Source organism: Pseudoalteromonas aliena, from assembly GCF_038155085.1.
Taxonomy (GTDB): Bacteria; Pseudomonadota; Gammaproteobacteria; order Enterobacterales; family Alteromonadaceae; genus Pseudoalteromonas; species Pseudoalteromonas aliena_A.
Window position 1 is genome coordinate 37,023 of sequence record NZ_JBAKAU010000021.1, and the last position, 23,901, is coordinate 60,923.

The following is a 23,901-nucleotide window of genomic DNA, read 5'->3' on the forward strand; positions in this document are numbered from 1 at the left end:
AAGTAAATATGTTTATATTTACTGAATACAATTAAGCAAGTGCTTAGTGCTAATAGTATCCAACCTAAAATGATACAAAAATCAAATAAGGTGTTTTTCATTATTCAGTCCTTTAGTCTAGTAATTAGTAAGGTAGATAATAAAATCAAGCGTGAGCCATGATTAGCTCTTTAGCATTTGCTTTAGCTGTTTTACTTACGTTGTCGCCACCAAGCAAACGAGCTATTTCATTAATACGGCCCTCTTTATTTAGGGGCTGCATATGAGTGAATGTTTCGCCTTGGGCAATCTCTTTAGCAACAAAAAACTGCTGATGTGCACTACTCGCTACTTGTGGTAAATGGGTAACACAAATTACCTGTGTTGATTGACCTAATTGTCTTAATAACTTGCCTACAGCTGATGCGGTTGGACCAGAGATGCCAACGTCTACCTCATCAAAAATAAGAGTTGGCGTTGTTACTTTTTGAGCAATAATTACTTGTATAGCAAGGCTAATTCGCGAAAGCTCACCACCTGATGCAACCTTTGCCAAAGGTTGAAGTGGCTGCCCGGGGTTAGTTGATACCAAAAACGAAACATTATCAAAGCCTAGACTGTTTGGCGCACGGTTAGTTTCTTGAATTAAAGCTATCTCAAATACACCGTTTTCCATCGATAAATTGGCCATACTTTTACTTATTAATGTATTAAGTGTATTTGCATATGCAGAACGGCTTTTACTTAACTTACATGCGGCTTGCCTATAATTAAGTAGTGCATTTTCTATTTCTAATTCTAGTTGCTCAAGCCGATTGCTATTGCTACTTATTGATTCAAGCTCTTTCGCAATAGATTGATGAAACTCGGTCAACTGCTGTGGTTTTATATGGTGTTTACGTGCTAAATCCATTGCACCGCTTAACCTATTTTCAACCTCTGTTAATCGAGCCGGATCTAAATCTGCTTGTTCAGTGTAATTTCTGACTTCACGACTGGCCTCTTCTACTTGTACAGCTGCTTCTTCCAATAGAGCTGCAACATTTGCTAAACTTTCATCATATTGTGAAAGTTCAGTGAACTGTTGTGCACTTTGTTGTAGTAATGAACATGCGTTTTGTTCATCATTTTCATATAAATGTTGTAATTCACGTTGGCAAGCTTCTAATATAGTGTTGCTATTACTGAGTTTATAGTGCTCAGCCTCAATTTGCTCAAATTCACCTTCTAGTAATGCAAATTCGTCAAGCTCAGCAACTTGATATTCTAATAACTGCTGTTGAGCGGTTTGTTGTTGCTGCTGCACTTCTAAATATTTAAATTCTTTTTGTAAATCAGCAAAATTTTTATATTGTTCATTTACTGAACTAACTAGATGGTGATGTCCCGCATAGGCATCTAAAAGTTGTAACTGATGGTCAGCTTTTAATAAATGTTGATGGGCATGTTGTCCATGAATAGATATTAGATATTGCCCAAGCTCCTTCAACTGTGCAGCAGTTACTGCACTACCATTTATATAACTTTTACTACGGCCACTTTTACAAACAACGCGACGTAATAAACATTCATTATCGTCATTGTTAAGCATATGCTGTTCTAAAAAGGCTTGCGCAAGAGGTAGATTTTTCAAGTCAAATTGCGCACACACTTCTGCCTTTTCAGAGCTTGGTCGAACCGCGGATGCCTCTGCGCGTTCACCTAAGCATAATGATAGAGCATCGATCGCAATAGATTTTCCAGCACCAGTTTCACCTGTAATCGCAGTCATACCGATACACCATTCAGTGCTTAAATTGCTTACAATCGCAAAGTTTTTAATTTCTAAACCAACTAACATACTGTTTATCCATCCAGCCAATTGACTGTTAATTTATACAGTGTTTTGTTTTTTTGCAAATTAATTTTGTATTATTCAGTAATGTTTTTGACTTATAAAAATCTGTATTTTTGAAGTTGATAGTAGGTTATTTATTTATGTTATTATTTATCAATTGGTTATGATTAACATTGATTCTAATTACGATTAACCATCGGATTTTATTTAATGTGAAAATATAGGGATACACAGTTTTAACAAACATCCAATAATCCCACAAAGCAAAATCAGCTTACATTATTGAACTACAGTGTTATTAGTGTAAAGAAATATACTTACATTAAGGCTCAAAAATAGGCTTGCTTAATATAAACGGCTCCCCCAATTAAGTTTTGTTCGCAAAACATTGTAGTAAGAATAATTTTTTGGGTGAATTAAACGTAATTTTTTATCTGCTTTTTTAATTAGGACTTCATCGCCGGGTAAAACAGCAAGTACAACATGGCTGTCGCAACTTACCTGTAGGCTATCTGTATTTTCTAGGCTTAGCTTTAAACGTACTTCGTTATCAGCATCAACCACTAGAGGTCTGCTTGATAATGTGTGCGGAAACATAGGTACCAACGATATTGCATTTAGCTCTGGCGTTAAAATTGGCCCGCCACCCGAAAGTGAATATGCCGTAGAGCCAGTCGGGGTTGATACTATTAAACCATCAGAACGCTGAGAAAACACAAAATCATTATTTATAAAAGCTTCAAACTCAATCATATGCGCTACTTTATCGGCATGAAGTACCGCTTCGTTAACAGCTGAGTTTGCACTTTTTAGTTCGTTATGACGATATACTTCTACCTCTAGTAAAAAGCGTTTTTCTTCGAGATACTCGCCACTGAGGACTTGCTCTAAGCTCGCTTCAAATCCTTCTGGATTTAAGTCAGTTAAAAAGCCTAAATTTCCTCTGTTAACACCAATTACCGCTATGTTAAAACGTGCCAGTACGCGTGCCGCACCTAACATATTGCCATCACCGCCAACTACTATGGCTAAGTCTGCTTGTTCGCCTAAGTCGACTAATTTAACAAGTTTATCTTGAGGGATATCGTCTAACTGGCTTCCTGTGCGTTTTTCTACTATTACCTCAAAACCAAGTGCAAGTAAAAATGTATGTAAGCGCTGGAGTGTTGCTGCCGCACCAGGGTGATTAGGTTTGCCAATTAGGCCTATGGTGTTAAAAGGAGAGTCCATAATGTACGCACAAAAAGATTTAATAATTGTAGAGTAACTCAAAACAGAAGTGTTTGAAAATACAGATTATAGCAATATTATAAACCTTCAATTTTATTCGCAGTGAGTTAGCTACACTACTTGAAAAAGAACTAAATGCCCCGATATCTCTATCATGCAACAAGATGTAGATAACATGAAACTAAACCCAAGAGATCAGCAAATTTTTTCAGCTGTTATGAACATGTACTGTAATGGTGAGGGCCTTCCAGTTCCATCAACAAAAATAGCCAAGCTCAAAAGCATGGCAGTTTGTTCGGCAACGGTACGTAACGCGATGGCTCGACTTGAAAAAATTGGCTTACTTTATTCGCCTCATACTTCCGCAGGCCGAGTCCCTACAACACAAGGGTTTGATTACTGGTTTGATGAGCATTTTACGCTTGCTGACATTGCAAATTACTGGCAACCTGAGCAAGCACAACTCGTTGAATTAGCACATGGTTTGAGCCAAAAATACCAAATATGTTGTTGTGTTGGTTTGCCACAGGCGAGCTCTCAACAGGTATTTAGAGTAGAAGTGCTTGATTTTGATTCTACCGACTGGCTTATTTTATTAATAGACAGGGCTGGGCAGAGTCACAACATTTGTATTGATAAACCTCATGATTCATCAGATTCTGTTCGTTACCAGTTTGCAACATGGTTGAATACGGTCTTTAGTCAACAAACCCTAATGGAGGGGTTGTATCGTATGCAGGCGATGGCAAATACAGCGCCTCGAAATTGTCACGGCTCGCTTAATCAATGGACGCGACAACTAAGTCAAAAATTAGGCTCAGATAATAGTATTGTCGTGGGTGAAAATTACTTATATAAAAAAATTGATTGTGAGCAAAGTTTGAATATTGGCGTTTCGTTTTTAAATTATGTAGAAGACAAACTCGCTTTTAAAAACGGTGTATCGGTACTTAATAGTGAAAGATTACCTTTTACTGAGTGCGATGAATTAATTGTAATAAGTGTGCCGTACTTTCAAAATCAAGAATACCAAAGCCGTTTTTGTATAATTTGTCCAAAATCGGCGAAAATTGAAGAAATAATCCAAGAATTTAAATTATTAGAGTCATCTAACTCTTGAATCTTTTTATTCAATCCCCATAATTACCGCAGTTGTAAAGAATTGGAGCATGTATTTTATGTCTGAGCAGACAAAAAACCCTGAGCAAGAAGTAGAATTAAATGAAGAAGTAGCTCAAATGGAAGCTGATGTTGAAGCTGCAGTAGAAGCAGCAGAGCAACATGAAGCAGCTCAAGAGCAAAGCCCTGAAGCAGAAATAGCTATGTTATATGGCGAGCTTGAAGCTGCTAAGCAAACTATTGCAGACCAAAAAGATAGTGTAGTACGTGCAGCAGCTGACGTTGACAATATGCGTCGTCGTGCAGCACAAGATGTAGAAAAAGCGCATAAATTTGCACTAGAAAAATTTGCTAACGAATTACTACCTGTAATTGATAACCTTGAACGCGCTATTGAGTTTTCTGATAAAGAAAATGAAACATTAAAGCCGTTACTTGAAGGTATCGATATGACGGTTAAGAGCTTTAACGATGCTGTTGCAAAGTTTGGTGTTGAAATTGTAAACCCACAAGGTGAGCAGTTTAATCCAGATTTTCACCAAGCAATGTCAATTCAACCTAGTAACGATGTAACACCTAATACAGTACTTGCTGTTATGCAAAAAGGTTACACATTGAATGGTCGTTTATTACGCCCTGCAATGGTTATGGTTTCTAAAGCTGCAGACGCTTAATTAATTTAAGATTATTAGCTTTGATAAAAAATGCCTCATAAAGAGGCATTTTTTTTGTCTTTTTTATAGTGGATTAACTGTACGAGCATAGTGAGTAATACAGCGCTAAACATTAAACTTGAAAATGGCACTGCGCTTTTTGCATGCATGATGGCGAGTAGCGGGCCAACCAATGCGCCACTACCAAAACGAAGTGTGCCAATTACGGCCGTTGCCGTGCCTGTGTTTTTTTCAAACTTCATTAATATTAGCGAGTCCGCATTACTTGCCGTGACACCTAAACTCATCATTAATGGCGCAATAGCAGCCACAATATAATAAAGTGATAAGTGCAGTAAGCTAAATGTTAACAGCGCAAGCCCCGATACAAACCCACATACAAGCCCTATATAAAGCATTTTACGAGAGCCGAGCCTAGGTACAATTCGCGTATTTAAAAAGTTACCAAACATCAGCGCCATCACGTTAAAGGCAAATAACACACCAAATAACTGTTCTGACACTTCATATAAATCCAAATATATAAAAGGTACTGAGGTTAAAAAGCAAAAAAATCCAAACGATACAAACATAGAACTGAGTATATCCGCACGGGCATCTTTATTACTCAGTACAGTCTTATAGCTGTCAAAAAACAGAGCGAGGCCTTTTTTCTCATTTTTATGAATAGGTATATCGATTAAATACACTTGTACAAATGCCAATATTAAAAAGCTATATCCAGCAAGTACTAAAAATATACTCGACCAAACAGAAAATCCTAAAATAAACGAGCCAACAGAGGGGGCGACTAACGGCGCTACCATCATGATCATCGACACATACGACATTCCCTTCGCTGTATTTTTCTGATAAATATGGCGAATAATACCTGGTACGACTACGGTTGCTGCCGCTCCCGTAAATGCTTGCACTGCTCTAAGGGTCCAAAATGCATGGATTTCGGTTGTAAATGCAAGTGCAAATGAGCTTGCACCAAATAGGGTTAAGCCAATACGTGCTAGCTTACGGCGGCCAATTTGATCTGCAATAGGGCCAAAAAATAGCATCCCTAACGAATAACCCGCTAAGTAAATACTCAACGATATTTGTACATTTGGCATATTAGTTTGTAAATCGCTTGCAATTACCAGCATGGCAGGCAAATACATATCAATAGCCAAAGGAGTAATCGCCACGATACTAGCTAATAAAGGCAATAAAATACGGGTATTAAAAGACGAGGCTGAGGCGTCCATGTATAAACTCAATAATCACTAAAAACAAGGGCTATAGTGTAACAGCGCAGGCTATTTGGTTAAACTTAGTTTGCCTGCTAAGTTTATCGTCTTATCGCATTTTTTAATATAACGGCATATAAAGCAAATATTTTAAATTGGCATTGCGTTTGCTATTCTACAAGCAATAAAAAATTCATTACTTAAGAGAATTATCATGAAAAAACTAGTACTTGCAGTATTAGCAACTGCAGTTTTAGCAGGCTGTAAAACATCACCAACAGGGCGCACTCAAATAGCACTTTATTCAGATCAACAAATGAGTGAAATGGGTACTGCTAGCTTTGCAGATATGAAAAAAAGCCAACCAATTAATAAAGATGCAAAAACAAATGCATATGTAAATTGCATTGCTGAAAAAGTAGTGGCTGTATTACCAAAAGAATATGCGTCGCAAAATTGGGAAGTAGTGGTATTTGAAGATGAATCTGCTAACGCTTTTGCACTACCTGGTGGTTACATTGGGGTTCATACGGGCTTATTAAAAATAGCCACTAATCAAGACCAACTAGCAACAGTACTAGGGCACGAAGTAGGGCACGTAATTGCTGAGCATTCAAATGAGCGTGTTTCACAAAGCTCTATTTTAGATACCGGTATGCAACTGGGTAGTGCAGCACTTGAAATGGGTAACGTTCAATACCGTAATGAAATTATGCAGGGTCTGGGCTTAGGCGCACAATACGGTGTTGTTTTGCCATTTAGCCGTTCGCACGAGTCAGAAGCTGATGAAATTGGCTTAGATTTAATGGCTGAAGCAGGCTTTAATCCACAAGAATCAGTAACTCTTTGGCAAAATATGAGTGCTGCAGGTAGTGGTACTACACCTGAATTTTTATCAACTCATCCAGCGCCAAGCAGTCGTATTAAAGACTTACAAGCGCAAATGAGTAAAGCACTTGGCGAGCAAAGTACTGCTAAAGCACAGGGTAAAAATCCACAATGTAAGCTGTAATTTAGTTTAATTTAAGTACTAAATAAAAACCCCTGTGAGTAATTACTTACAGGGTTTTTTGTATTTAGTACTTACCTTTATTTAGTTATAAGCGCTTTTTGTAATACATTTTTGAAGCGTTCAAAATCTTCAATGTGCGGCAGGTGTCCTAAGTTATCTAGTTCGAATAATTGTGCGTTTGGGATAAGTGTTGCAGCGTGTTTGCCTAATTTATCGTATCGGCCAAGCTCGTAATCAACACCGTCTTTTTTCCAGTTACGGCCAGGGCCGGTTCTATCGCGTGTACCAATAATTAATTTAACCGGTACAGCTAAATCTTTAAATTCGGTAATAACAGGTTGAGTAAAAATCATATCGTATGTTTTTGCATTAACCCATGCGATTTTATCACTGTCAGGGCCTTGTATTTGACCGACCATAAAATCGGTAAGTGCTGAAAACTTAGTGTTCCATTTACCATCGTAATAATTTTTTTGTTGATAATTTTTAACACCTTGTGGTGTTTTTGCTAATTCATTTTTATAAAAAAAGTTAGTATCTTTGTAATCAACGTACTGCAAGTAGTTTTCAAGCCCAATAGGGTTTAATAAAATTAGCTTTGTAGTTGCATTTGGATACATTAGTGCAAAGTGGCTCGCCAGCATTCCACCCATAGAGTGTCCTAATACAATCGACTTTTTAATATTAAGCGAGTTCATTAAAGCATGAGTGTGATGAGCAAGTGCTGCAAATGAATATTGATAGTTACTTGGTTTAGACGACTTACCAAAGCCTATTTGATCAGGAATTAACACCCCATAACCTAAAGACTGTAAATATTGTGCTGTGCTCGTCCAGTAATCACCATTAAAGTTTTTACCGTGCATAAGTACCACTGCTGGCATATTAGCTTGGGTTGGCTTTAGGTAAATATAAGCCATTTTTAACGATTGTTTTTGTGATTCAAGGTTAAAATAATTAACTTTAAAATCGTATTCGTAATTACTTAATAAGGCATCATAAGAAAGGGGCGAGGGGGCTACGTTGGTTTTGGCAAGTGCCTGCTGTGTTATGAGTAGTAAACAAGACAAACAAATAGCTCTCAGTAAAAACATATAGTCACTCCAGTAAGTTTCCTATTTATAAATTTAAGTAAGTTAACTTAAATAAGGTGTAAATGTATTCGCTACAAAGTAGCCAAGTATTAAACACTATTCAATAAACTCGGCTACTTTGTTGTGTATACAAATTAGTCGAGACCGATAAATCCGCCCGTTTGATGTGTCCAAAGCGCTGCGTATATTCCGCCCTTTGTTATCAACTCTTCATGAGTCCCTTGCTCAACGACGCCGCCGCCATCAAGTACAATTAATCTGTCCATTTGTGCGATGGTTGATAACCTATGCGCTATGGCAATGACCGTTTTGCCTGTCATTAAATCATCCAGACTTGCCTGAATTGCTGCTTCTACTTCTGAATCGAGTGCGCTGGTTGCCTCATCCAGTATCAGTATTGGGGCATTTTTAAGCAGTACACGGGCAATAGCAATACGCTGGCGCTGACCTCCTGAAAGAGTAACGCCGCGTTCGCCCACTTGTGCATCAAAGCCTTTATTGCCTTTGCTATCGACTAAGTCGTTTATAAACTCAAGTGCTTTAGCTTGTTTGGTCGCGTTGATCATTTCATCGTGGGTTGCATCAGGGCGACCATACAAAATATTGTCTTTTACTGAGCGATGAAGCAAGGAGGTATCTTGCGTTACCATGGCTATATAGCGGCGCAGGCTTTCTTGGCTAACGTCTGTGATGTTTTGCCCATCAATTTTTATTGTTCCAGAGTCGGTATCGTAAAAGCGCAGCAACAAGTTAACGAGTGTTGATTTACCTGCGCCAGAGCGACCGACTAAACCAATTTTTTCTCCCGGTTTAATATTTAAGTTTAAACCGTTCATTACTGGGCTACGATTAGTCTCGTTTGCAGCTTTACCGTAATTAAAGTGTAGGTTGTTAAACTCAATGGCGCCTTGGCTTACGTTAAGGGTATCGGCATTTGGTTTATCGGCAACTTCGATAGGGTTTGACAGTGTTTTCATACCATCGGCTACGGTGCCAATGTTTTCAAATAAGCTGCTTATTTCCCACATGATCCACTGCGCCATACCGTTTAATCTAAGCGCTAAACTAACAGCAATTGCAATGGCACCGGCGCTAATTGCGCTAAGCGACCATAAATAAAGCGATACAGCAGCAACTGAAAATACTAAGAGGTAATTTAAGCTTTGAATAACAAAGTTTAAGCTAGTTACCAAGCGCATTTGTTTGTACACAGGCTGCAAAAATACATCCATGCTTTGTTTTGCGTATTGCTCTTCACGTTGTGTATACGAAAACAATTTAATAGTAGAAATGTTAGTGTAGCTATCAACAATTCGTCCGGTCATTTCTGAGCGGGCATCGGCTTGCGAACTGGCAATTTTTTTAAGGCGCGGAACAAAATAAAGCTGTACGCAAATGTATAAAACTAACCAAACGAGTAGTGGGAGCATTAAACGCCAGTCGGCTTCAGCCACTAAAAATACCATAGAGCCAAAATAAACCACAATGTACATTAAAACATCGAGCAATTTAGTTACTGTTTCGCGAACCGCTAAAGAGGTTTGTAGTACTTTGGTGGCTATTCTTCCTGCAAATTCATTTTGATAAAAGCTAACACTTTGGCGCAGTAAATAACGATGTGCTAACCAGCGAATAGACATGGGATAATTACCCAATAAGGCTTGATGTAAAATGGCGGAGTGAAAAAATACGACTACGGGTAGCACAACTAACAGCATGACAGCCATTTTGATAAGTTCGGACTGTTGCTCTACAAACAGTGCCTCTGGTGTGTATGTACTGAGCCAATCAACAAGTTGGCCCATGTAGCTAAATAAAGACACCTCTAAAATAGCAAGCATGGCGGCACTGATTGACATAAGCAGCAGTGAGAGCTCCATTCCTTTGGTGTAGTGGCGACAAAAAGCAAATAAAGTAGAAGGCGGCTGAGTGGGTTGGTCCTCAGGAAATGCTTTTGTCATTTTTTCAAATAATCGATACATTTTAAAAACTTAAATGGCAAATAATGACGAGTATCATACCATTTAAGTATTTTTAAATGCAGTTTTGTAGGGCATTAATTATGAGTATTATTGCGTTGGGCTACTTAGGTTTATTCCTTCACTCATGTATAAATCGTCATATCTGAGACCACCATTTCCGTAAGGCTTTTTTATTGGGCCTGTATTACAGTTTGCTAAAAAGTATATAAGAGGTTGTTCGCGCTTCATTCTAAATTGTGCATTTTTATATACGAGTGTTTGATTATTAAATTCACCACCTCTTAAGTAAACATCGTATTGCTGACCTTGCTCCGAGACTGCTGAATTATTAACAACGTACCATACGTCGTACCAGGTATTTGTTTGCAGAGGTTTAGCTGACTGTTTTGTAGTGTAGTTTTGAATATTGCTATACCCGCTGTCGGTTTTAACCATTAAAGCGCCATCGTTTACAAGACCGTTTGATTCTGTTTTATCGGTTACGCGAAGTGTTGGTTCAAACGAATCGTACGCATGTTTATTAATTAACTCTGGAGTAAGATTACTCAGCCCAAAAGCATGATTATTAGGAAACGCAGCGACGTTTATACGTATATAAAAAGTGTAGATTTCACCAACTTCAACCGCTTGTGGAAGCTTTGTATAAGAAAGTGCTTTACGATTGCCAACAATACCATCGCGTGCGGGCTTTTTTAGTAAATAATGATTTGTTGATGAGTTTGCTTGTTCAGATTGTATAACCGTTATTTGAGGGTTTTTTACCTGTGGCTTAGTTTCATTTTGGGTATCGACACTTTGCCACTTGCTAAGTGAATTTTCAAAATTATCAATAAGCAGCCAATCGGTCGATGTGTTTTTGTGAATGGTTGAACATGACGCTAACGCGCTTAACAGACATAAAAGTGACATGTGTTTAAAATGCATAATTGGCTCTCAGTAAATTCAGGTGTTTTTGGTTAACCAATTATTGTTTTGGCTATAACTTTAAAGTAAAGGTTATGTAACCAATTTAATGTTTTTATGTCAATCATTAAAAAATAGGTATGGCGCGGTAACTGCACAAATATAAAAATTATTATTTCATTCAGAAAATTAACCAGTAAACTTATCCATTAAATCAACTCAGCAAATTTCAGCTGAGTATAAAAATAATTTAATAGTTAGGATGTTATATGTATACGGGTTCGTGTTTGTGCGGTGAGGTAAGCGTTGAAGTGTCGGGCAGTATAACCAGCATTATTCATTGTCATTGTTCACTGTGTAGAAAAAACAGTGGGACTGCATTTGCAACCAATGGCTTTGTAAATACAGGTGACTTTACAATAACAAAAGGGCAGTCACTACTTAGCGAATATAGTTTTAAAGCAGGGCGCACACGTTATTTTTGTAGATGTTGTGGCTCGCCTGTTTACAGTAGCAACAATGATGACAAAAGCAGAATACGAATTCGTTTAGGAATATTCGATACCGATATTACTGAGCAGGTATTATCGCATAATTTTGTTACGTCTAAAGCTAACTGGGAGCAGCTAGAAACAAGCTTACCGTGCTATGAAAAACATGAACCTGGTCGGTAACGCGTTTTATTCAATGTGGTAAATGCTGTTAATACTTTTATAAAGGGTTGGCGCAAAGTTTATAAACACAGGTGAGTTTTGTATTTCATCAACGTTTATATGCATTAATGTATGTTGGCTTAGTATGATCACTATATTTTTGTATTCGTTAAACTCTATTATCGCTAAGCACTTAAAATGTCGCCTTAAAAGCACTAAAAGCATTTGCAGATCTTGGCCCGTTTGTGGGTTTAAATTAATGATTACTTGCGTATTTTTCTCACTGCAGCGATTTATATTTTGCCAAAAGCTATCGCTGGTTAAAAAAGGCTGATGATATTCACCACTAAAAATATCGATAGTGATTACGTTAAAGTGATCAGAGCATTGGGTAATATATTGCTCGGCGCATTGTAAATAGTTGCTGTGCTTAATTGGTAATTTAAAGTGCTGGGCAGCAATTAAGGCAATGCTTGGGTTTATTTCTACCGTGTTAAATGTATTTATGGTGTTTATGTAAGGCGTATTACTTTGTAAGTGATACATAATTCGCTCAAACCCTGCCGTGCCTAAGCCTAAATTTAATATATTTAGTGTATCTACCGGTTTAAGTAAAAATAACATCATACACTGGTTTATCGGTACTATTACTTGTTCTGGGTGTGTAAGGTTCATAACGCCTTGAATTGTTATATCTTCATTGGTTTTTTGTGCAAGCGTTAACCAACGATATTCTTGATTTTGGTACACGCATACGGGACCGTATGCACTTTGCTGTAATTCGATAAGGTTGTTTTTTACTGTGTTTTCTTTTAACTGACGCATAGCTTACACTCTTTATACAAATACAATGATAGTGTGCCACGAAAAGTATATTTTTTGATAGGTTATTGTATAACAAGGTTTGTAATTTAACCCCTTATGTAATACCAACCAGCATAAATCTTTGATCAATTTAACGAATTAAATTGCACTATAACGTCGTTAAAAATTTTTTATTTACGACTGTATGGATGCAGGAGGTAGAGCAATGCAGGGAGCAATTGCCGAGAACAACTAGATACAAAAATTTTTGTCTAGTTCTAGCGTAATTTTCTTAACGTTAAATAGACCCCATATATAAGCAGATTGGTATAAATTAGATAGATGTAATACAAGGATTGAAAATGAGAACATTTATTTGCGCTGTTCATTTTGTGTGTGCTCAGTGGATGAAAAAATTAGATTCAAGAAATAAAAATACGGCCATCAATGCTGCAGCATTGTTAGCCATGATATCTACTGTATATAGTTTTCTTTTAGCGATGATGTTTGACGTTCGACATTTAGATAAAATAATCAGTACTTTTAAGCAAAATCCTTTACTTATTGGCGCTTTATTTTACGCAGTCGTCATTGGAATTGTGTTTTTAATTTTGGGTGATTTTAACGGTTATAGAAGTAGAGTGAGATCTTGTATAAATATGGGGAGCTTTAAAAAATATATTCTAGGAATAAAACTGTGGATGTTTGGGTTGGTTCCTATTACTGGTACAATGTTAATTGTGCGACTCAATTAATTCTCTAACAATTGCTTTAACTGCGCTTTAGCGTGCTCCTTTCTGCATCTACCTCAAATGTATTGCCATAAAATTTTAGTTAAGTAATGGTAACACTATAATAATTAGGAGCTAATAGATGCTTAAATCACCTTTTAAAATATCAACAAGATTACTTAAATTTAGCGTACTTGCTAGTGCATGTACCATTGCTATGTCAGCACATGGGCAAACACAATTACAATATACCGAACAACAAAAGTTACATGACATAGCAGCTCAAGTATCAGCTGAACGTATTGGCAGCGATATTCAAACGCTGGTGGATTTTGGAACTCGTCATACACTTTCTGATACTAAGTCAAATACTCGTGGTATTGGTGCTGCTAGGCGCTGGATTAAAAAAGAGTTTGAAAAAATATCAGCGCAATGTGGTGGTTGTCTTGAAATAATTGAAGTAAAAGACACTATATCTGGCGAAAAACGTATACCTGATCCTGTTGAAGTAGTAAATATTGTTGCTATACAACGCGGCGCTACTGAGCCTAATAGAATGGTGATAATGTCGGGTGATATTGACTCACGTGTGAGCGATGTTATGGATTTTACGAGTGATTCCCCCGGTGCTAATGATAATGCATCGGGCGTTGCTGGGGTTATTGAAGCGGCACGCGTACTGAGTAAATATAAGTTTAATGGGTCAGTTGTTTATGCTGCTTTGTCAGGTGAAGAACAAGGTTTGTTTGGCGGTAAAATACTCACAGCCTATGCGCAAAAGCATGATTGGCAAGTGCATGGCGTGTTAAATAACGACATGATAGGCAATATTACTGGTGTTAACGGCGTTACCGATAATACAACCGCACGTATATTTTCTGAAGGTACTCGTGTTGTTGAAACTAAAGAACAAGCAAGAACACGCCGCTTTACCGGTGGCGAAGTAGACTCAGCTAGTCGTAATTTAGCACGTTATATTGATACGGTTGCCGATAGGTACATTGAAAATTTAGATACAATGTTAGTTTACAGGTTGGACCGCTTTGGTCGAGGCGGGCATCATCGCCCGTTTAACGATGCTGGTTTTGCAGCGGTGCGTATTATGGAAACTAATGAACATTACGATCGTCAGCACCAAGATTTACGAACAGAAGAGGGCATTGAGTATGGCGATACAATCGAAGGTGTTGATTTTGACTACACAGCAAAGCTCACTTCACTTAATGCAGTAACTATGGCCTCTATGGCGTGGGCACCAGCACCTCCTAAACAAGTTAGAATATCTGGAGCGGTTACAGCCGATACGTCTTTTACGTGGGCAAGCAGTGATGATAATAATATTGCCGGCTATAAAATTTATTGGCGTTACACAAGCGAGCCACAGTGGCAGTTTAGTAAATACGTAGGGAATGTAACAAACTATACGCTTAAAAATGTTGTGATTGATAACTATTACTTTGGTGTGGCCTCTGTAAGTAAAGAAGGGGTTGAATCACCTGTTGTATTTCCAGGCGATGTAGGCTCTTTTGATCATAATATTAAATAACGCTTAAAAACCCAGCAAACAAATCTTATTAGGTGCAAAGCAGGTGTTTTATGCTTGCACCTTATTTGTTATGCCCTTAGAGTGTTAAAAAAGAAGTGATAAGGTTAATAAAAAATGCAGCAACAAGAAAAAAAACCGTTAACAGAAAAAGAGCAAGTTATAACACCAGAGCAGCGCATTGCATGGCAACGTGAATGTTTTCAAAATGCACAAAAATATTTAGCAGAAAAAGGCATTATGCCAAAGTCTGTAGTAGATAAAGATAGTCGCTTTTTGGCTCCTCTTTGCGCTATGTGGAAGTTTAAAGCGCAAAATGGCAAAACGTACTGGGTTGTTACTGGGCGTTTACCAACAGATCATGCAGAGGTAAGTGCAGCAAAAGATGCACGTGATGCTATGCGTTACTTTTCATTACAGTGGCAGTTAAAGGCTGATCAAATAATGAGTGTTGGTGCAAGAGATCAAACTCAAGTTAACTTTGCAAATTTACTTATAAATCGTGCACATGGTTTGTACGAAATGCATGAAAATGAACAGTTATGGGCTAATGAGCCTAAGTAATCAGCATTTAAGTTAAGTAAAAATTAAAAGGGCAAATTATGAATTGCCCTTTTTTAATGTACGAGTGTAAATGGCTTAGTAACAAAGTCGGCTACTTCACACTGCATTCTTTGCCTGGGTATACCGGCTTCCATAAACACATACCCTTGTTTTATAAAACCATTTTGATTGAAAAGTTGAACTTCGTTTAAAATACAGTTAATACAAATGGTATTAATACCTTGGCGTGCTGCAAGCTTAACAATAAAGTTTAAAAGTGATTGATATACAAGGCGGTTACGGTGCTCTGGTAGCACTGCAATACGGCCAATTAAGCCGTCACTGCATAATCTGCCCGTTGCTACGGCTTGCTCAGACTCATCAGTAACGAGTACATGTTGGCATATTTCATCTAGGCTATCGAACTCTACTCTTTTGGGTATATGTAACTCGTATACAAAAACGCGTTCTCGTATTTGCTGTAACAAACTTTTTTGTCTGTTCCAATCTACTTCGTTAACTCGATAGCCCATATGTCACCTCTAGTTATACCATATCCCTTCATTAACTAGTGTAGTAAAGGTTTTAATAAATTCTAGACTGGGTTGGTGAGCCATTAAATCTTCGCTATTAAAATAGCTGGTATCGGTTAGTAATTTAACTGCATTTAAATCGCTCATTGGCAGTTCATAATTTTCACCATTAACACTTAATAATACTGCACTGTCAAGTATTTGGTAAATAGCTCTACCCCCCCCTAAACGCTCAAACACATTGTTTTCATCGTTTAGTAATTGGGTTGTATCATCGCTTGAAAGTTCATCTTCTAAAGGTGCTAAATCCATTTCGTGTTTGGCTTGGCTTAGTGTGTTTCCAAGCCATTGTTTAAAGAGCTCGTTATTCTCTAAAAGGGCGGCCATTAAGGTTTTAACTTTATCAACTTCAAGGTTTGTAAGTTCACCTTTAGACTTTCTGAGCGTTATGTTGTGATCGGTATAACGTTTTTGGCCGCTTTCGGTATCAATAATATGATCGGCAAAGCTCGATAATAAATCTTGTTGATTTGGCGCTCTAAAACCAACTGAATAATTGAGCGCGTTTTCGACAGCGTAACCTTCGTGAGGGCACCCTGGTGGAATATATAAAATATCGCCAGGCTCTAATATGCAATCAATTACGGCTTCAAATGCTTCTACTTGCAGTAATTTTTTGTTTTGAGCAAACTGCTTAAGTGTTGGTTCGGGCAGGCCTACGCGCCAATGACGTTTACCTTCGCCTTGAATAATAAATACGTCATATTGGTCTAAGTGTGGGCCAACACCACCATTAGGCGTTGAATAGCTGATCATTAAATCATCTATGCGCCAGTTTGGAATAAACCTAAATGGCTCTAGTAGTTGTGCAGCTTCGCTATGCCAGTGATCAACTGCTTGTACTAGCAATGTAGAATGATCGTCTGTTAACTGCTCAAAGTCTTCAAATGGACCTTGGTAGGTTTGCCAGTCATTTTTATGATTGGTAATAATACGTGACTCTATGCTTTCTTCCATTGCGAGGCCGGCAAGTTCATTAGCATCAAGTGGGTCTTGAAAATCTGCAAAACCTTGTTTGATTAAAAGCGGCTGTTTTTGCCAAAAATGGCTTAAAAACTCTTGCTCAGACAAATTATTTATTTTTAATTGATACATACATCATGCCTACTAGTTAGTGCAATGGGGGGTTAAAACAAAAAAAGCGAAAGGATGAGCCTTTCGCTTTTTAAAAGAGTAATTTAGTTTTTAAACTAAGTCATCAATAAACTCAACAGCACGGCCAATGTAATTAGCAGGTGTTAGTTTTTTCATTTCTACTTTAGCGTGCTCTGGAAGGTCAAGACCATCGATAAAGTCAGCCATTATTTCTTGATTTACACGTTTACCGCGTGTTAAATCTTTAAGTTTTTCGTATGGCTTTTCAATACCATATTTACGCATCACTGTTTGAATTGGTTCTGCGAGTAATTCCCAGTTTTGGTCAAGCTCTTCAAGCAAACGTTGCTCGTTAACTTCAAGCTTGCTTACACCTTTAAGTGTTGATTGGTATGCAATGGTCGCATAACCCATACCCACACCAAGGTTACGTAAAACCGTTGAGTCGGTAAGGTCACGCTGCCAGCGCGATACAGGTAATTTTTGTCCAAGGTGAGCAAAAATAGCATTTGCTAAGCCTAAGTTACCTTCTGAGTTTTCAAAATCAATAGGGTTAACTTTGTGCGGCATTGTAGATGAGCCAATTTCACCGGCAATTGTTTTTTGCTTAAAGTGATTAAGTGCGATGTAACCCCACATGTCACGGTCAAAATCGAGCAAAATAGTGTTAAAGCGTGCAATTGCGTCAAACAACTCTGCAATATAGTCATGCGGTTCAATTTGTGTCGTAAATGGGTTAAGTGTTAAACCTAAGTTTGATACAAACTTATCTGCATGTGTATGCCAGTCGTAATCTGGGTAAGCGCTTAGGTGAGCATTGTAGTTACCAACCGCACCGTTTACTTTACCTAGCATTTCAACTTGAGCAATTTGGTCACGTTGACGTTTTAAACGCATGTATACGTTTGCAAACTCTTTACCCATAGTTGATGGTGTAGCAGGTTGTCCGTGCGTACGTGTCATCATTGGGATTGCTTTATACTCAACTGCTTTTTCTTTAATAGCACTAAGTAAATCATCACAGTAAGGTAGTAAAACCTTATTACGAGCTTCAGTTAGCATTAAACCATGAGATAGGTTATTGATGTCTTCAGAGGTACATGCGAAGTGGATAAATTCGTTAATTGCATGAAGCTCTGCGTTGTCGGCTACTTTTTCTTTTAGTAGGTATTCAACCGCTTTAACATCGTGATTAGTTGTACGTTCAATGTCTTTAACACGTTGTGCATCTGCTTCGCTAAAGTCATCTACAATGGCGTTTAAAAGTACATTTGCTTGTTCGCTAAATGCAGGTACTTCTTTAATTTCGCTTGCTGCAGCTAACGCTTGCAACCAACGCACTTCAACAATTACGCGGTATTTGATTAAGCCAAATTCGCTGAAAATACTACGTAGTTCAGTGGTTTTGCTGCCGTAGCGACCATCCACTGGAGAGATAGCCGTTAACGCTGAAAGCTCCATAATAACTCCTAAATTTTAGTTTGAACGATAATTAAATTTTTGCTTTAGCTATGGCGATAATCTTTCTTTTTGCAAAGAAAAAGTGACGGCGCTTACCGCCCATTTGTCGCCATAATACTGCACTTCTAATACCGGCAAGTAATAATGCACGGATTTTATTTTGAGTGAGCTGCTGTTTTAATAACTCGGGTTTACCATAAACCTGAATTCGGTGCCCAAGGGGGCTCAGCACCGACGAGTATATATCTGCTAAACCGGCAACAACGCTCTCGTCGGTAATAGCAAAATGATCTAAACGACGATGAATATCATCAATTCGTTTGCCTAATTCGTTTAAGCTCTTGTCGTTTGCACTCAGTGCACGCTCAAGCTGCATTAAACCACCTACGTACTTTACTATTTCAACATCCTTTTGAGCGCCTGCAGTAAGCTGCGGCATTAATGTTTTATAACCATCACGCAGGTTATCTGTACCTTGATAAACGTCTTCTGGAGATTCAGGAGATGTTTGAATAATACTTGAAAGTAAGATTTCTAAATCGTGTTCGTTGTTGCTGCCGTATTGAGCAATTTTTTGAACTTGTTTAGCAACCTGGCACATGGCAGCAAGAGCCATGACTTGGTATTCATTCATTACTTAATCACCGAGTCAATAATACCACCACCTAAACACACATCTTCTGCATAAAATACGGCAGATTGACCTGGCGTAACTGCTTTTTGTGGTTCGTCGAATAATACACGAGCCATGCCGTCTTCACCTACAAGTAGGGTACAGCTTAAGTCTTCTTGGCGGTAACGTGTTTTAACTGTACAGCGAGTGGTGCCTTTAGGGCCAACGCGGTCTACCCAATGTAATTGGTTTGCATTAAGACCATTACTGTATAGGCGAGGGTGATCTTTACCTTGACCAACAACAAGTACGTTACGTTCTAAATCTTTATCAACTACGTACCATGGTTCGCCAGAACCTTCCTTCATACCACCAATTAACAAGCCTTTGCGTTGTCCAAGTGTGTGGTACATTAAGCCTTCGTGCTCACCTACGTTATTACCGTCAGTATCTTCGATAACACCTGGTTGTGCAGGTAAAAATTTCTGTAAAAAATCTTTAAACTTACGCTCACCGATAAAACAAATTCCTGTACTGTCTTTTTTATCGTGAGTGATTAGGTCTTGTTCTTCTGCTATGCGGCGTACTTCTGGTTTTTCGATATCGCCTACAGGGAATAACGTTTGGCTAAGGTGTTCATGGCTTAGGGTATATAAGAAGTAGCTTTGATCTTTATTGTTATCTAGTCCGCGACACATTACGTATTTGTCATCGCGAAGCTCACGGCGAACGTAGTGTCCGGTTGCAATAAAGTCAGCACCGAGTGCTTGAGCCGCAAATTCTAAAAAGGCTTTAAATTTAATTTCTTTATTACACATTATATCTGGGTTAGGCGTACGACCCGCTTTGTACTCTGCTAAAAAGTATTCAAATACATTATCCCAGTATTCAGCAGCAAAGTTTACTGTGTGAAGCTCAATGCCTAATTTGTCGCACACGGCTTGTGCATCTTTTAAGTCATCAGCGGCAGCACAGTATTCATCATTGTCGTCTTCTTCCCAGTTCTTCATAAACAGGCCTTCTACTTGGTAGCCCTGTTGTTGTAATAAATATGCAGATACAGAAGAATCAACACCGCCGGACATGCCAACAATGACTTTAATGTGACTATTTTCGCTCATGAATAATTTCGCTTATACAGATTGCTGTTAACTTGGAAAGGCCGCGATTATAGCATGTATTTTGTTTGAGCTTAAAGAGCGTAGGGCGGCAAAGGACATAATTTGTCACTATTTTATCTGTATAACAAATAGCAAAGTAACCTTACGAAATATTGTATAAATTAATTTATCGATTTTTTGATGAAAAACGATACTTTCAAATTCCTCAAAATACATAAGCTAGAGGTTAGTTGAGGAAACTATAATTTAGTCGTCGTAAATTGTATCTAATCCCAAAGCCTTTTTGCTTAAGCTATCTTCAACACACTTGAGAACTAAAGGACTTCTATGAGGTAATGATTTTATTTGCTCTAATGTATGCCAGTTAGCGCTGATGATGTCGGAATCCATTGGTGCAGGTGCTTTTATATTATTAGGTGCTTCAAATAAGAAACAGAACCGTAAATAGTGCACTGCGTTATCGGCATGCAAATTATACACACCTAAAAAGCCAATAGGTTCAAGCGCTAAGCCTGTTTCTTCAAGTAGCTCTCTGCTTGCAGCTTGTGCAAGCGTCTCATTTTTCTCTAAATGACCCGCAGGTTGATTGTAACAAATTTGCTTTGTAAATTTATCGCGCTCTTTTACAAGTAAAAACTCATTTTGTCTTTTTACTATTGCTGCAACCGTGACATGCGGTTTATGCATCAACCACGCCCTTAATTACTTTGTATTCACCACAATTAATATCATCCAACGTATAGTTACCAATGCTGTAGCGAATAAGGCGAAGTGTAGGGTGGCCAATATGCGCGGTCATGCGACGCACTTGTCTATTTTTACCCTCATTAATGGTAATACTTAGCCAAGTGGTAGGGATTGCTTTTCGCTCGCGTACAGGCGGATTACGCGCCCAAACGTCAGGCTCATTAATTATTTTAACGTTAGCAGGGAGTGTTAGTCCGTCTTTAAGCTCTACACCATTGCACAAGGCATTAATTGATTCACTCGTTGGTATGCCTTCAACCTGTGCCCAGTAGGTTTTATTCGTTTTTTTATCAGGGGCTGTCAAGGTGTTTTGTAATTTACCGCAGTTAGTTAAAAGTAATAAACCCTCACTGTCTCGGTCTAACCTGCCTGCTGCATATACTTCTTTAATAGGGATAAACTCAGCAAGTGTTTTTCTGTCTGCGTCATCTGTAAATTGGCATAGCACATCAAATGGTTTGTTGAATAACACAATTTTTCTGTCTTTAGATGCTATTTGTGGCTTTATTTCTCTTTTGCCTGAAGGTGTTTTTTTAAGCGCACTGCGAGAATAAGTACGCCCTGTATTTCTTTTAGGCTTGGCTTGTGTTGCGTGGTTATTGGCTGCTTTAGATTTCATTATATGCACCTAGCTGGTTTTGGTAATCCGGCAATTTTAGTTGCTTGTTTAGCAGGGCCTTTAGGAAATAACTTGTATAAATAAATACTATTACCTTTGTCTTCTCCAAGCGCTTTAGCCATGGCTTTTACAAGCATGCGAATAGCAGGGCTTGTATTGTATTCAAGGTAAAAATTGCGAACGAAGTTTATTACTTCCCAGTGCTGCTCACTCAGCGTAATATTTTCTTGCGCGGCAATGACAGGGGCTAACTCTTTAGTCCAGAGGGTGTGATCAAGTAAATAACCTTGTTTGTCGGTATCAATGTGTAGATTGTTAAATTCAAGCATGGGTTACCAAGTAATAGATTGATTGGTTGATAAGGTAAGCGCTACAAATTCTTCGTAGCTTATTGCTGTATCGTTATCAGATAGAGTTATTGCGCGCACTGTAATATCTTGTGCTAGTAATAAAAGTGAATCTGAAAATTGTTTAAATTGCTTTTTAGAAAAACAGGCATCGCCTAGCAAAAGTACTTTATCTGTCGGCTGAATTAAGTTTTCAAGTTGATTTGCACAGTAGTTATTTAACGTTTTAGAAAAAATATGTAGGGTACTCATATATTCACCACATGTTTTTGGTTTCTAATTAAAGCTTGTTGTTCACTAAAATTAAGTGTTTTAACTGGAACGAGTAAATCATGTTTACTTAAACCGTAATCAAAAAGTGACTTTTCACACACATAGATATTTTCAACATCATAGATTTCTAGCATCTTAATATTTTTAAAAAAATCTTTTATACCGATAGCGCTTGGTTGTTGGTGTTTTTTTAAAGCAAGCACAGCTGGGCCGCTGAATAACCAGCTAACATTTTGATCGACGGCAGCAAATATTAGTGTCATGTCGAGCGCATCACGTATATTTAAATCATCAAATGGGCTGCTTTGGCTCATCACTAAAATGTTAATCATTTAAATTGTACCCACTTATCAGCATCGCTTGCGAGCATTGCAAATTCAGCTAATCCCGCAACTGCAAATACACTGGTGTTTTTTATATCTAACCCGCGCTTTTCTGCAGCGGTAACACATAGCATTAAGTTTATATTTTGATCTGCTAATTGTTGCCAAAGCTGGGTTATTTGAAGCTCATCTGAGGGTAAATCAAGATTGTTTGAAGCGTGATAAATGCCTTGCTGATATAAAAATATCGCATCTATAGTATGGCCTTGTGCTAAGCAAGCTTGAGCAAAGCTAACCAACCGTTGTGTTGTGTCGTGATCAGATGGTGGTGTATGCAATGAGAGTACGAAACGCGGCAAAACAATTCCAATAAAAAAGCCCCAATTAAGGGGCTATTTTAACAGAACTTTTTAATTAGTCATCACTTGCGCCAAGTAGAGCAAGTAAAGACGTAAATAAGTTATATACATTTAAGTATAAAGACACTGTAGCGCGAATGTAGTTTGTTTCGCCGCCGTTGATGATTCTGCTAGTATCAAACAAAATCAAACCAGACATAATTAAAACTACAGCTGCGTTAAGCACCATAAACATTAGCGAGCTGCCAACGAAAATATTAACAATGCTTGCAACGATTACAACAATTAAGCCAACAGTTAAAAAGCCACCCATAAATGAGAAGTCTTTCTTAGTGTTAAGTGCATAAGCAGATAAACCAAAGAAAATAAGTGCTGTAGAACCTAACGCTTGCATAATAAGCATTGGGCCATTAGGCATTGCAGCGTAATGATTCAATAGTGGGCCAAGGCCAGCTCCCATTAAGCCTGTGAACGCAAACACCCAAAACACACCAGATGCTGAGTCAGCTTTTTTGTTTACAACAAATAATAAACCGAACGAAACCAGTGTAAACACAAGTCCCATAAAGTAAGGTAATTGTAGTGCCATTGAAATACCAGCTGTTACTGCACTAAATGCAAGTGTCATAGCAAGTAAAAAATAGGTGTTTTTAAGTACCTTATTTGTTTCAATGGTCGACATTACCGGTTTAGCGGTATTGTACGATTGATTAAACGCCATTGTAGAGCTCCTTAAAGTGAAACAAGTCTGTTTCGATAATTTAACTAAAATTAGATTACCAACTCTTATATGTTTGGGCAAACCTTTGTAGATCAATAGAGTTAAATATTTAAATAAAAGTATATCGACGGCTAAATTAAAAACATTTTGTTTTATCTTTAAACAAATCAATTGTTTTTTAAGCACTTAAACAATTAATTTAAAAAAAAGCTTCACAAAAGGGATGGGTTTCCCTATTATGCAGGCCGTGCGGAGAGATGGCAGAGTGGTCGAATGCACCGGTCTTGAAAACCGGCATGGGTTTA

26 protein-coding genes are annotated in these 23,901 nt (G+C 38.0%); 7 read left to right on the forward strand and 19 right to left on the reverse strand.

Annotation, left to right across the window (positions count from 1 at the left end; all coding sequences use genetic code 11):
- Nucleotides 1-145: 145 nt before the first annotated feature.
- Together recN and nadK are read right to left on the reverse strand one after the other, a co-directional pair.
- Complete coding sequence (gene recN / locus V6260_RS16035; RefSeq protein WP_341595101.1) at nucleotides 146-1,819, reverse strand: DNA repair protein RecN; 1,674 nt, start codon at nucleotides 1,817-1,819, stop codon at nucleotides 146-148.
- Between the two features lie 342 nt (nucleotides 1,820-2,161).
- The gene (gene nadK / locus V6260_RS16040; protein ID WP_341595102.1) at nucleotides 2,162-3,046 is read right to left on the reverse strand and encodes an NAD(+) kinase; all 885 of its coding nucleotides are present in this window, start codon (nucleotides 3,044-3,046) and stop codon (nucleotides 2,162-2,164) included.
- A 154-nt stretch (nucleotides 3,047-3,200) separates the two neighbouring features.
- Here nadK and V6260_RS16045 point away from each other — a divergent pair, with 154 nt between their 5' ends.
- Together V6260_RS16045 and grpE are read left to right on the forward strand one after the other, a co-directional pair.
- Nucleotides 3,201-4,166, forward strand: a complete 966-nt coding sequence (locus V6260_RS16045; protein ID WP_341595103.1) for an HrcA family transcriptional regulator — start codon at nucleotides 3,201-3,203, stop codon at nucleotides 4,164-4,166.
- A 58-nt stretch (nucleotides 4,167-4,224) separates the two neighbouring features.
- Nucleotides 4,225-4,839, forward strand: coding sequence for a nucleotide exchange factor GrpE (gene grpE / locus V6260_RS16050; RefSeq protein WP_341595104.1), 615 nt, complete (start codon nucleotides 4,225-4,227; stop codon nucleotides 4,837-4,839).
- Between the two features lie 35 nt (nucleotides 4,840-4,874).
- Here grpE and V6260_RS16055 read toward each other — a convergent pair whose 3' ends face one another.
- Entirely contained in the window at nucleotides 4,875-6,077 is a 1,203-nt protein-coding gene (locus V6260_RS16055) for a Bcr/CflA family multidrug efflux MFS transporter (RefSeq protein ID WP_341595105.1), read from the reverse strand.
- 196 nt (nucleotides 6,078-6,273) lie between these two features.
- Here V6260_RS16055 and V6260_RS16060 point away from each other — a divergent pair, with 196 nt between their 5' ends.
- Nucleotides 6,274-7,071: a M48 family metallopeptidase gene (locus V6260_RS16060; protein ID WP_341595106.1), complete on the forward strand. Its 798-nt coding sequence runs from the start codon at nucleotides 6,274-6,276 to the stop codon at nucleotides 7,069-7,071.
- Nucleotides 7,072-7,148: 77 nt separating this feature from the next.
- On the opposite strand, the gene V6260_RS16065 is transcribed toward V6260_RS16060, so the two are convergent.
- The 3 genes from V6260_RS16065 to V6260_RS16075 form a co-directional block, all read right to left on the reverse strand.
- Nucleotides 7,149-8,165 carry an alpha/beta hydrolase gene (locus V6260_RS16065; RefSeq protein ID WP_341595107.1) on the reverse strand — a complete coding sequence of 339 codons (1,017 nt, stop codon included), beginning with the start codon at nucleotides 8,163-8,165 and terminating at the stop codon, nucleotides 7,149-7,151.
- Nucleotides 8,166-8,299: 134 nt separating this feature from the next.
- Complete coding sequence (locus V6260_RS16070) at nucleotides 8,300-10,147, reverse strand: ABC transporter ATP-binding protein (RefSeq protein WP_341595108.1); 1,848 nt, start codon at nucleotides 10,145-10,147, stop codon at nucleotides 8,300-8,302.
- A gap of 87 nt (nucleotides 10,148-10,234) precedes the next feature.
- Nucleotides 10,235-11,071: a hypothetical protein gene (locus V6260_RS16075; protein WP_341595109.1), complete on the reverse strand. Its 837-nt coding sequence runs from the start codon at nucleotides 11,069-11,071 to the stop codon at nucleotides 10,235-10,237.
- 248 nt (nucleotides 11,072-11,319) lie between these two features.
- On the opposite strand from V6260_RS16075, the gene V6260_RS16080 reads away from it, so the two are divergent.
- Complete coding sequence (locus V6260_RS16080; protein WP_341595110.1) at nucleotides 11,320-11,724, forward strand: GFA family protein; 405 nt, start codon at nucleotides 11,320-11,322, stop codon at nucleotides 11,722-11,724.
- A gap of 6 nt (nucleotides 11,725-11,730) precedes the next feature.
- Here V6260_RS16080 and V6260_RS16085 read toward each other — a convergent pair whose 3' ends face one another.
- A complete protein-coding gene (locus tag V6260_RS16085; protein WP_341595111.1) occupies nucleotides 11,731-12,528 on the reverse strand; it encodes a hypothetical protein in 798 nt (265 codons plus the stop codon).
- A gap of 341 nt (nucleotides 12,529-12,869) precedes the next feature.
- Between V6260_RS16085 and V6260_RS16090 the strand changes: the two genes are divergently transcribed.
- The 3 genes from V6260_RS16090 to V6260_RS16100 all read left to right on the forward strand — a co-directional run bounded on the left by V6260_RS16090 (nucleotide 12,870) and on the right by V6260_RS16100 (nucleotide 15,345).
- Complete coding sequence (locus tag V6260_RS16090) at nucleotides 12,870-13,262, forward strand: hypothetical protein (RefSeq protein WP_341595112.1); 393 nt, start codon at nucleotides 12,870-12,872, stop codon at nucleotides 13,260-13,262.
- Nucleotides 13,263-13,380: 118 nt separating this feature from the next.
- Entirely contained in the window at nucleotides 13,381-14,784 is a 1,404-nt protein-coding gene (locus V6260_RS16095; RefSeq protein ID WP_341595113.1) for a M28 family metallopeptidase, read from the forward strand.
- A gap of 114 nt (nucleotides 14,785-14,898) precedes the next feature.
- The gene (locus V6260_RS16100; protein WP_104642757.1) at nucleotides 14,899-15,345 is read left to right on the forward strand and encodes a DUF4826 family protein; all 447 of its coding nucleotides are present in this window, start codon (nucleotides 14,899-14,901) and stop codon (nucleotides 15,343-15,345) included.
- 53 nt (nucleotides 15,346-15,398) lie between these two features.
- Here the strand turns inward: V6260_RS16100 and V6260_RS16105 are convergent, their stop codons facing one another.
- The 12 genes from V6260_RS16105 to V6260_RS16160 form a co-directional block, all read right to left on the reverse strand.
- Nucleotides 15,399-15,857, reverse strand: coding sequence for a GNAT family N-acetyltransferase (locus V6260_RS16105; RefSeq protein ID WP_341595114.1), 459 nt, complete (start codon nucleotides 15,855-15,857; stop codon nucleotides 15,399-15,401).
- 9 nt (nucleotides 15,858-15,866) lie between these two features.
- Entirely contained in the window at nucleotides 15,867-17,012 is a 1,146-nt protein-coding gene (locus V6260_RS16110; RefSeq protein ID WP_341595115.1) for a cupin domain-containing protein, read from the reverse strand.
- Between the two features lie 90 nt (nucleotides 17,013-17,102).
- Nucleotides 17,103-18,473, reverse strand: coding sequence for an adenylosuccinate lyase (purB, locus tag V6260_RS16115; protein ID WP_341595116.1), 1,371 nt, complete (start codon nucleotides 18,471-18,473; stop codon nucleotides 17,103-17,105).
- A gap of 31 nt (nucleotides 18,474-18,504) precedes the next feature.
- A complete protein-coding gene (hflD, locus tag V6260_RS16120; protein WP_341595117.1) occupies nucleotides 18,505-19,107 on the reverse strand; it encodes a high frequency lysogenization protein HflD in 603 nt (200 codons plus the stop codon).
- Nucleotides 19,107-20,207: a tRNA 2-thiouridine(34) synthase MnmA gene (gene mnmA / locus V6260_RS16125; protein ID WP_341595118.1), complete on the reverse strand. Its 1,101-nt coding sequence runs from the start codon at nucleotides 20,205-20,207 to the stop codon at nucleotides 19,107-19,109. The genes hflD and mnmA overlap by 1 nt, the downstream gene beginning before the upstream one ends.
- Nucleotides 20,208-20,453: 246 nt before the next feature.
- Nucleotides 20,454-20,894 (reverse strand): NUDIX hydrolase, encoded by a 441-nt coding sequence (locus tag V6260_RS16130; RefSeq protein ID WP_341595119.1) that lies wholly within the window; start codon nucleotides 20,892-20,894, stop codon nucleotides 20,454-20,456.
- Nucleotides 20,887-21,573: a pseudouridine synthase gene (locus tag V6260_RS16135; protein WP_341595120.1), complete on the reverse strand. Its 687-nt coding sequence runs from the start codon at nucleotides 21,571-21,573 to the stop codon at nucleotides 20,887-20,889. Before V6260_RS16135 ends, V6260_RS16130 begins: the two co-directional genes overlap by 8 nt.
- Nucleotides 21,573-21,902 carry a TusE/DsrC/DsvC family sulfur relay protein gene (locus tag V6260_RS16140; protein WP_058550168.1) on the reverse strand — a complete coding sequence of 110 codons (330 nt, stop codon included), beginning with the start codon at nucleotides 21,900-21,902 and terminating at the stop codon, nucleotides 21,573-21,575. Before V6260_RS16140 ends, V6260_RS16135 begins: the two co-directional genes overlap by 1 nt.
- Nucleotides 21,903-21,905: 3 nt before the next feature.
- Nucleotides 21,906-22,172: a DsrH/TusB family sulfur metabolism protein gene (locus V6260_RS16145; protein WP_341595121.1), complete on the reverse strand. Its 267-nt coding sequence runs from the start codon at nucleotides 22,170-22,172 to the stop codon at nucleotides 21,906-21,908.
- A complete protein-coding gene (gene tusC / locus V6260_RS16150) occupies nucleotides 22,169-22,525 on the reverse strand; it encodes a sulfurtransferase complex subunit TusC (protein WP_341595122.1) in 357 nt (118 codons plus the stop codon). The genes V6260_RS16145 and tusC overlap by 4 nt, the downstream gene beginning before the upstream one ends.
- Complete coding sequence (gene tusD, locus V6260_RS16155) at nucleotides 22,522-22,875, reverse strand: sulfurtransferase complex subunit TusD (protein WP_210999505.1); 354 nt, start codon at nucleotides 22,873-22,875, stop codon at nucleotides 22,522-22,524. Before tusD ends, tusC begins: the two co-directional genes overlap by 4 nt.
- 55 nt (nucleotides 22,876-22,930) lie before the next feature.
- The gene (locus V6260_RS16160; RefSeq protein ID WP_210999504.1) at nucleotides 22,931-23,596 is read right to left on the reverse strand and encodes a Bax inhibitor-1/YccA family protein; all 666 of its coding nucleotides are present in this window, start codon (nucleotides 23,594-23,596) and stop codon (nucleotides 22,931-22,933) included.
- Between the last annotated feature and the right edge of the window lie 305 nt (nucleotides 23,597-23,901).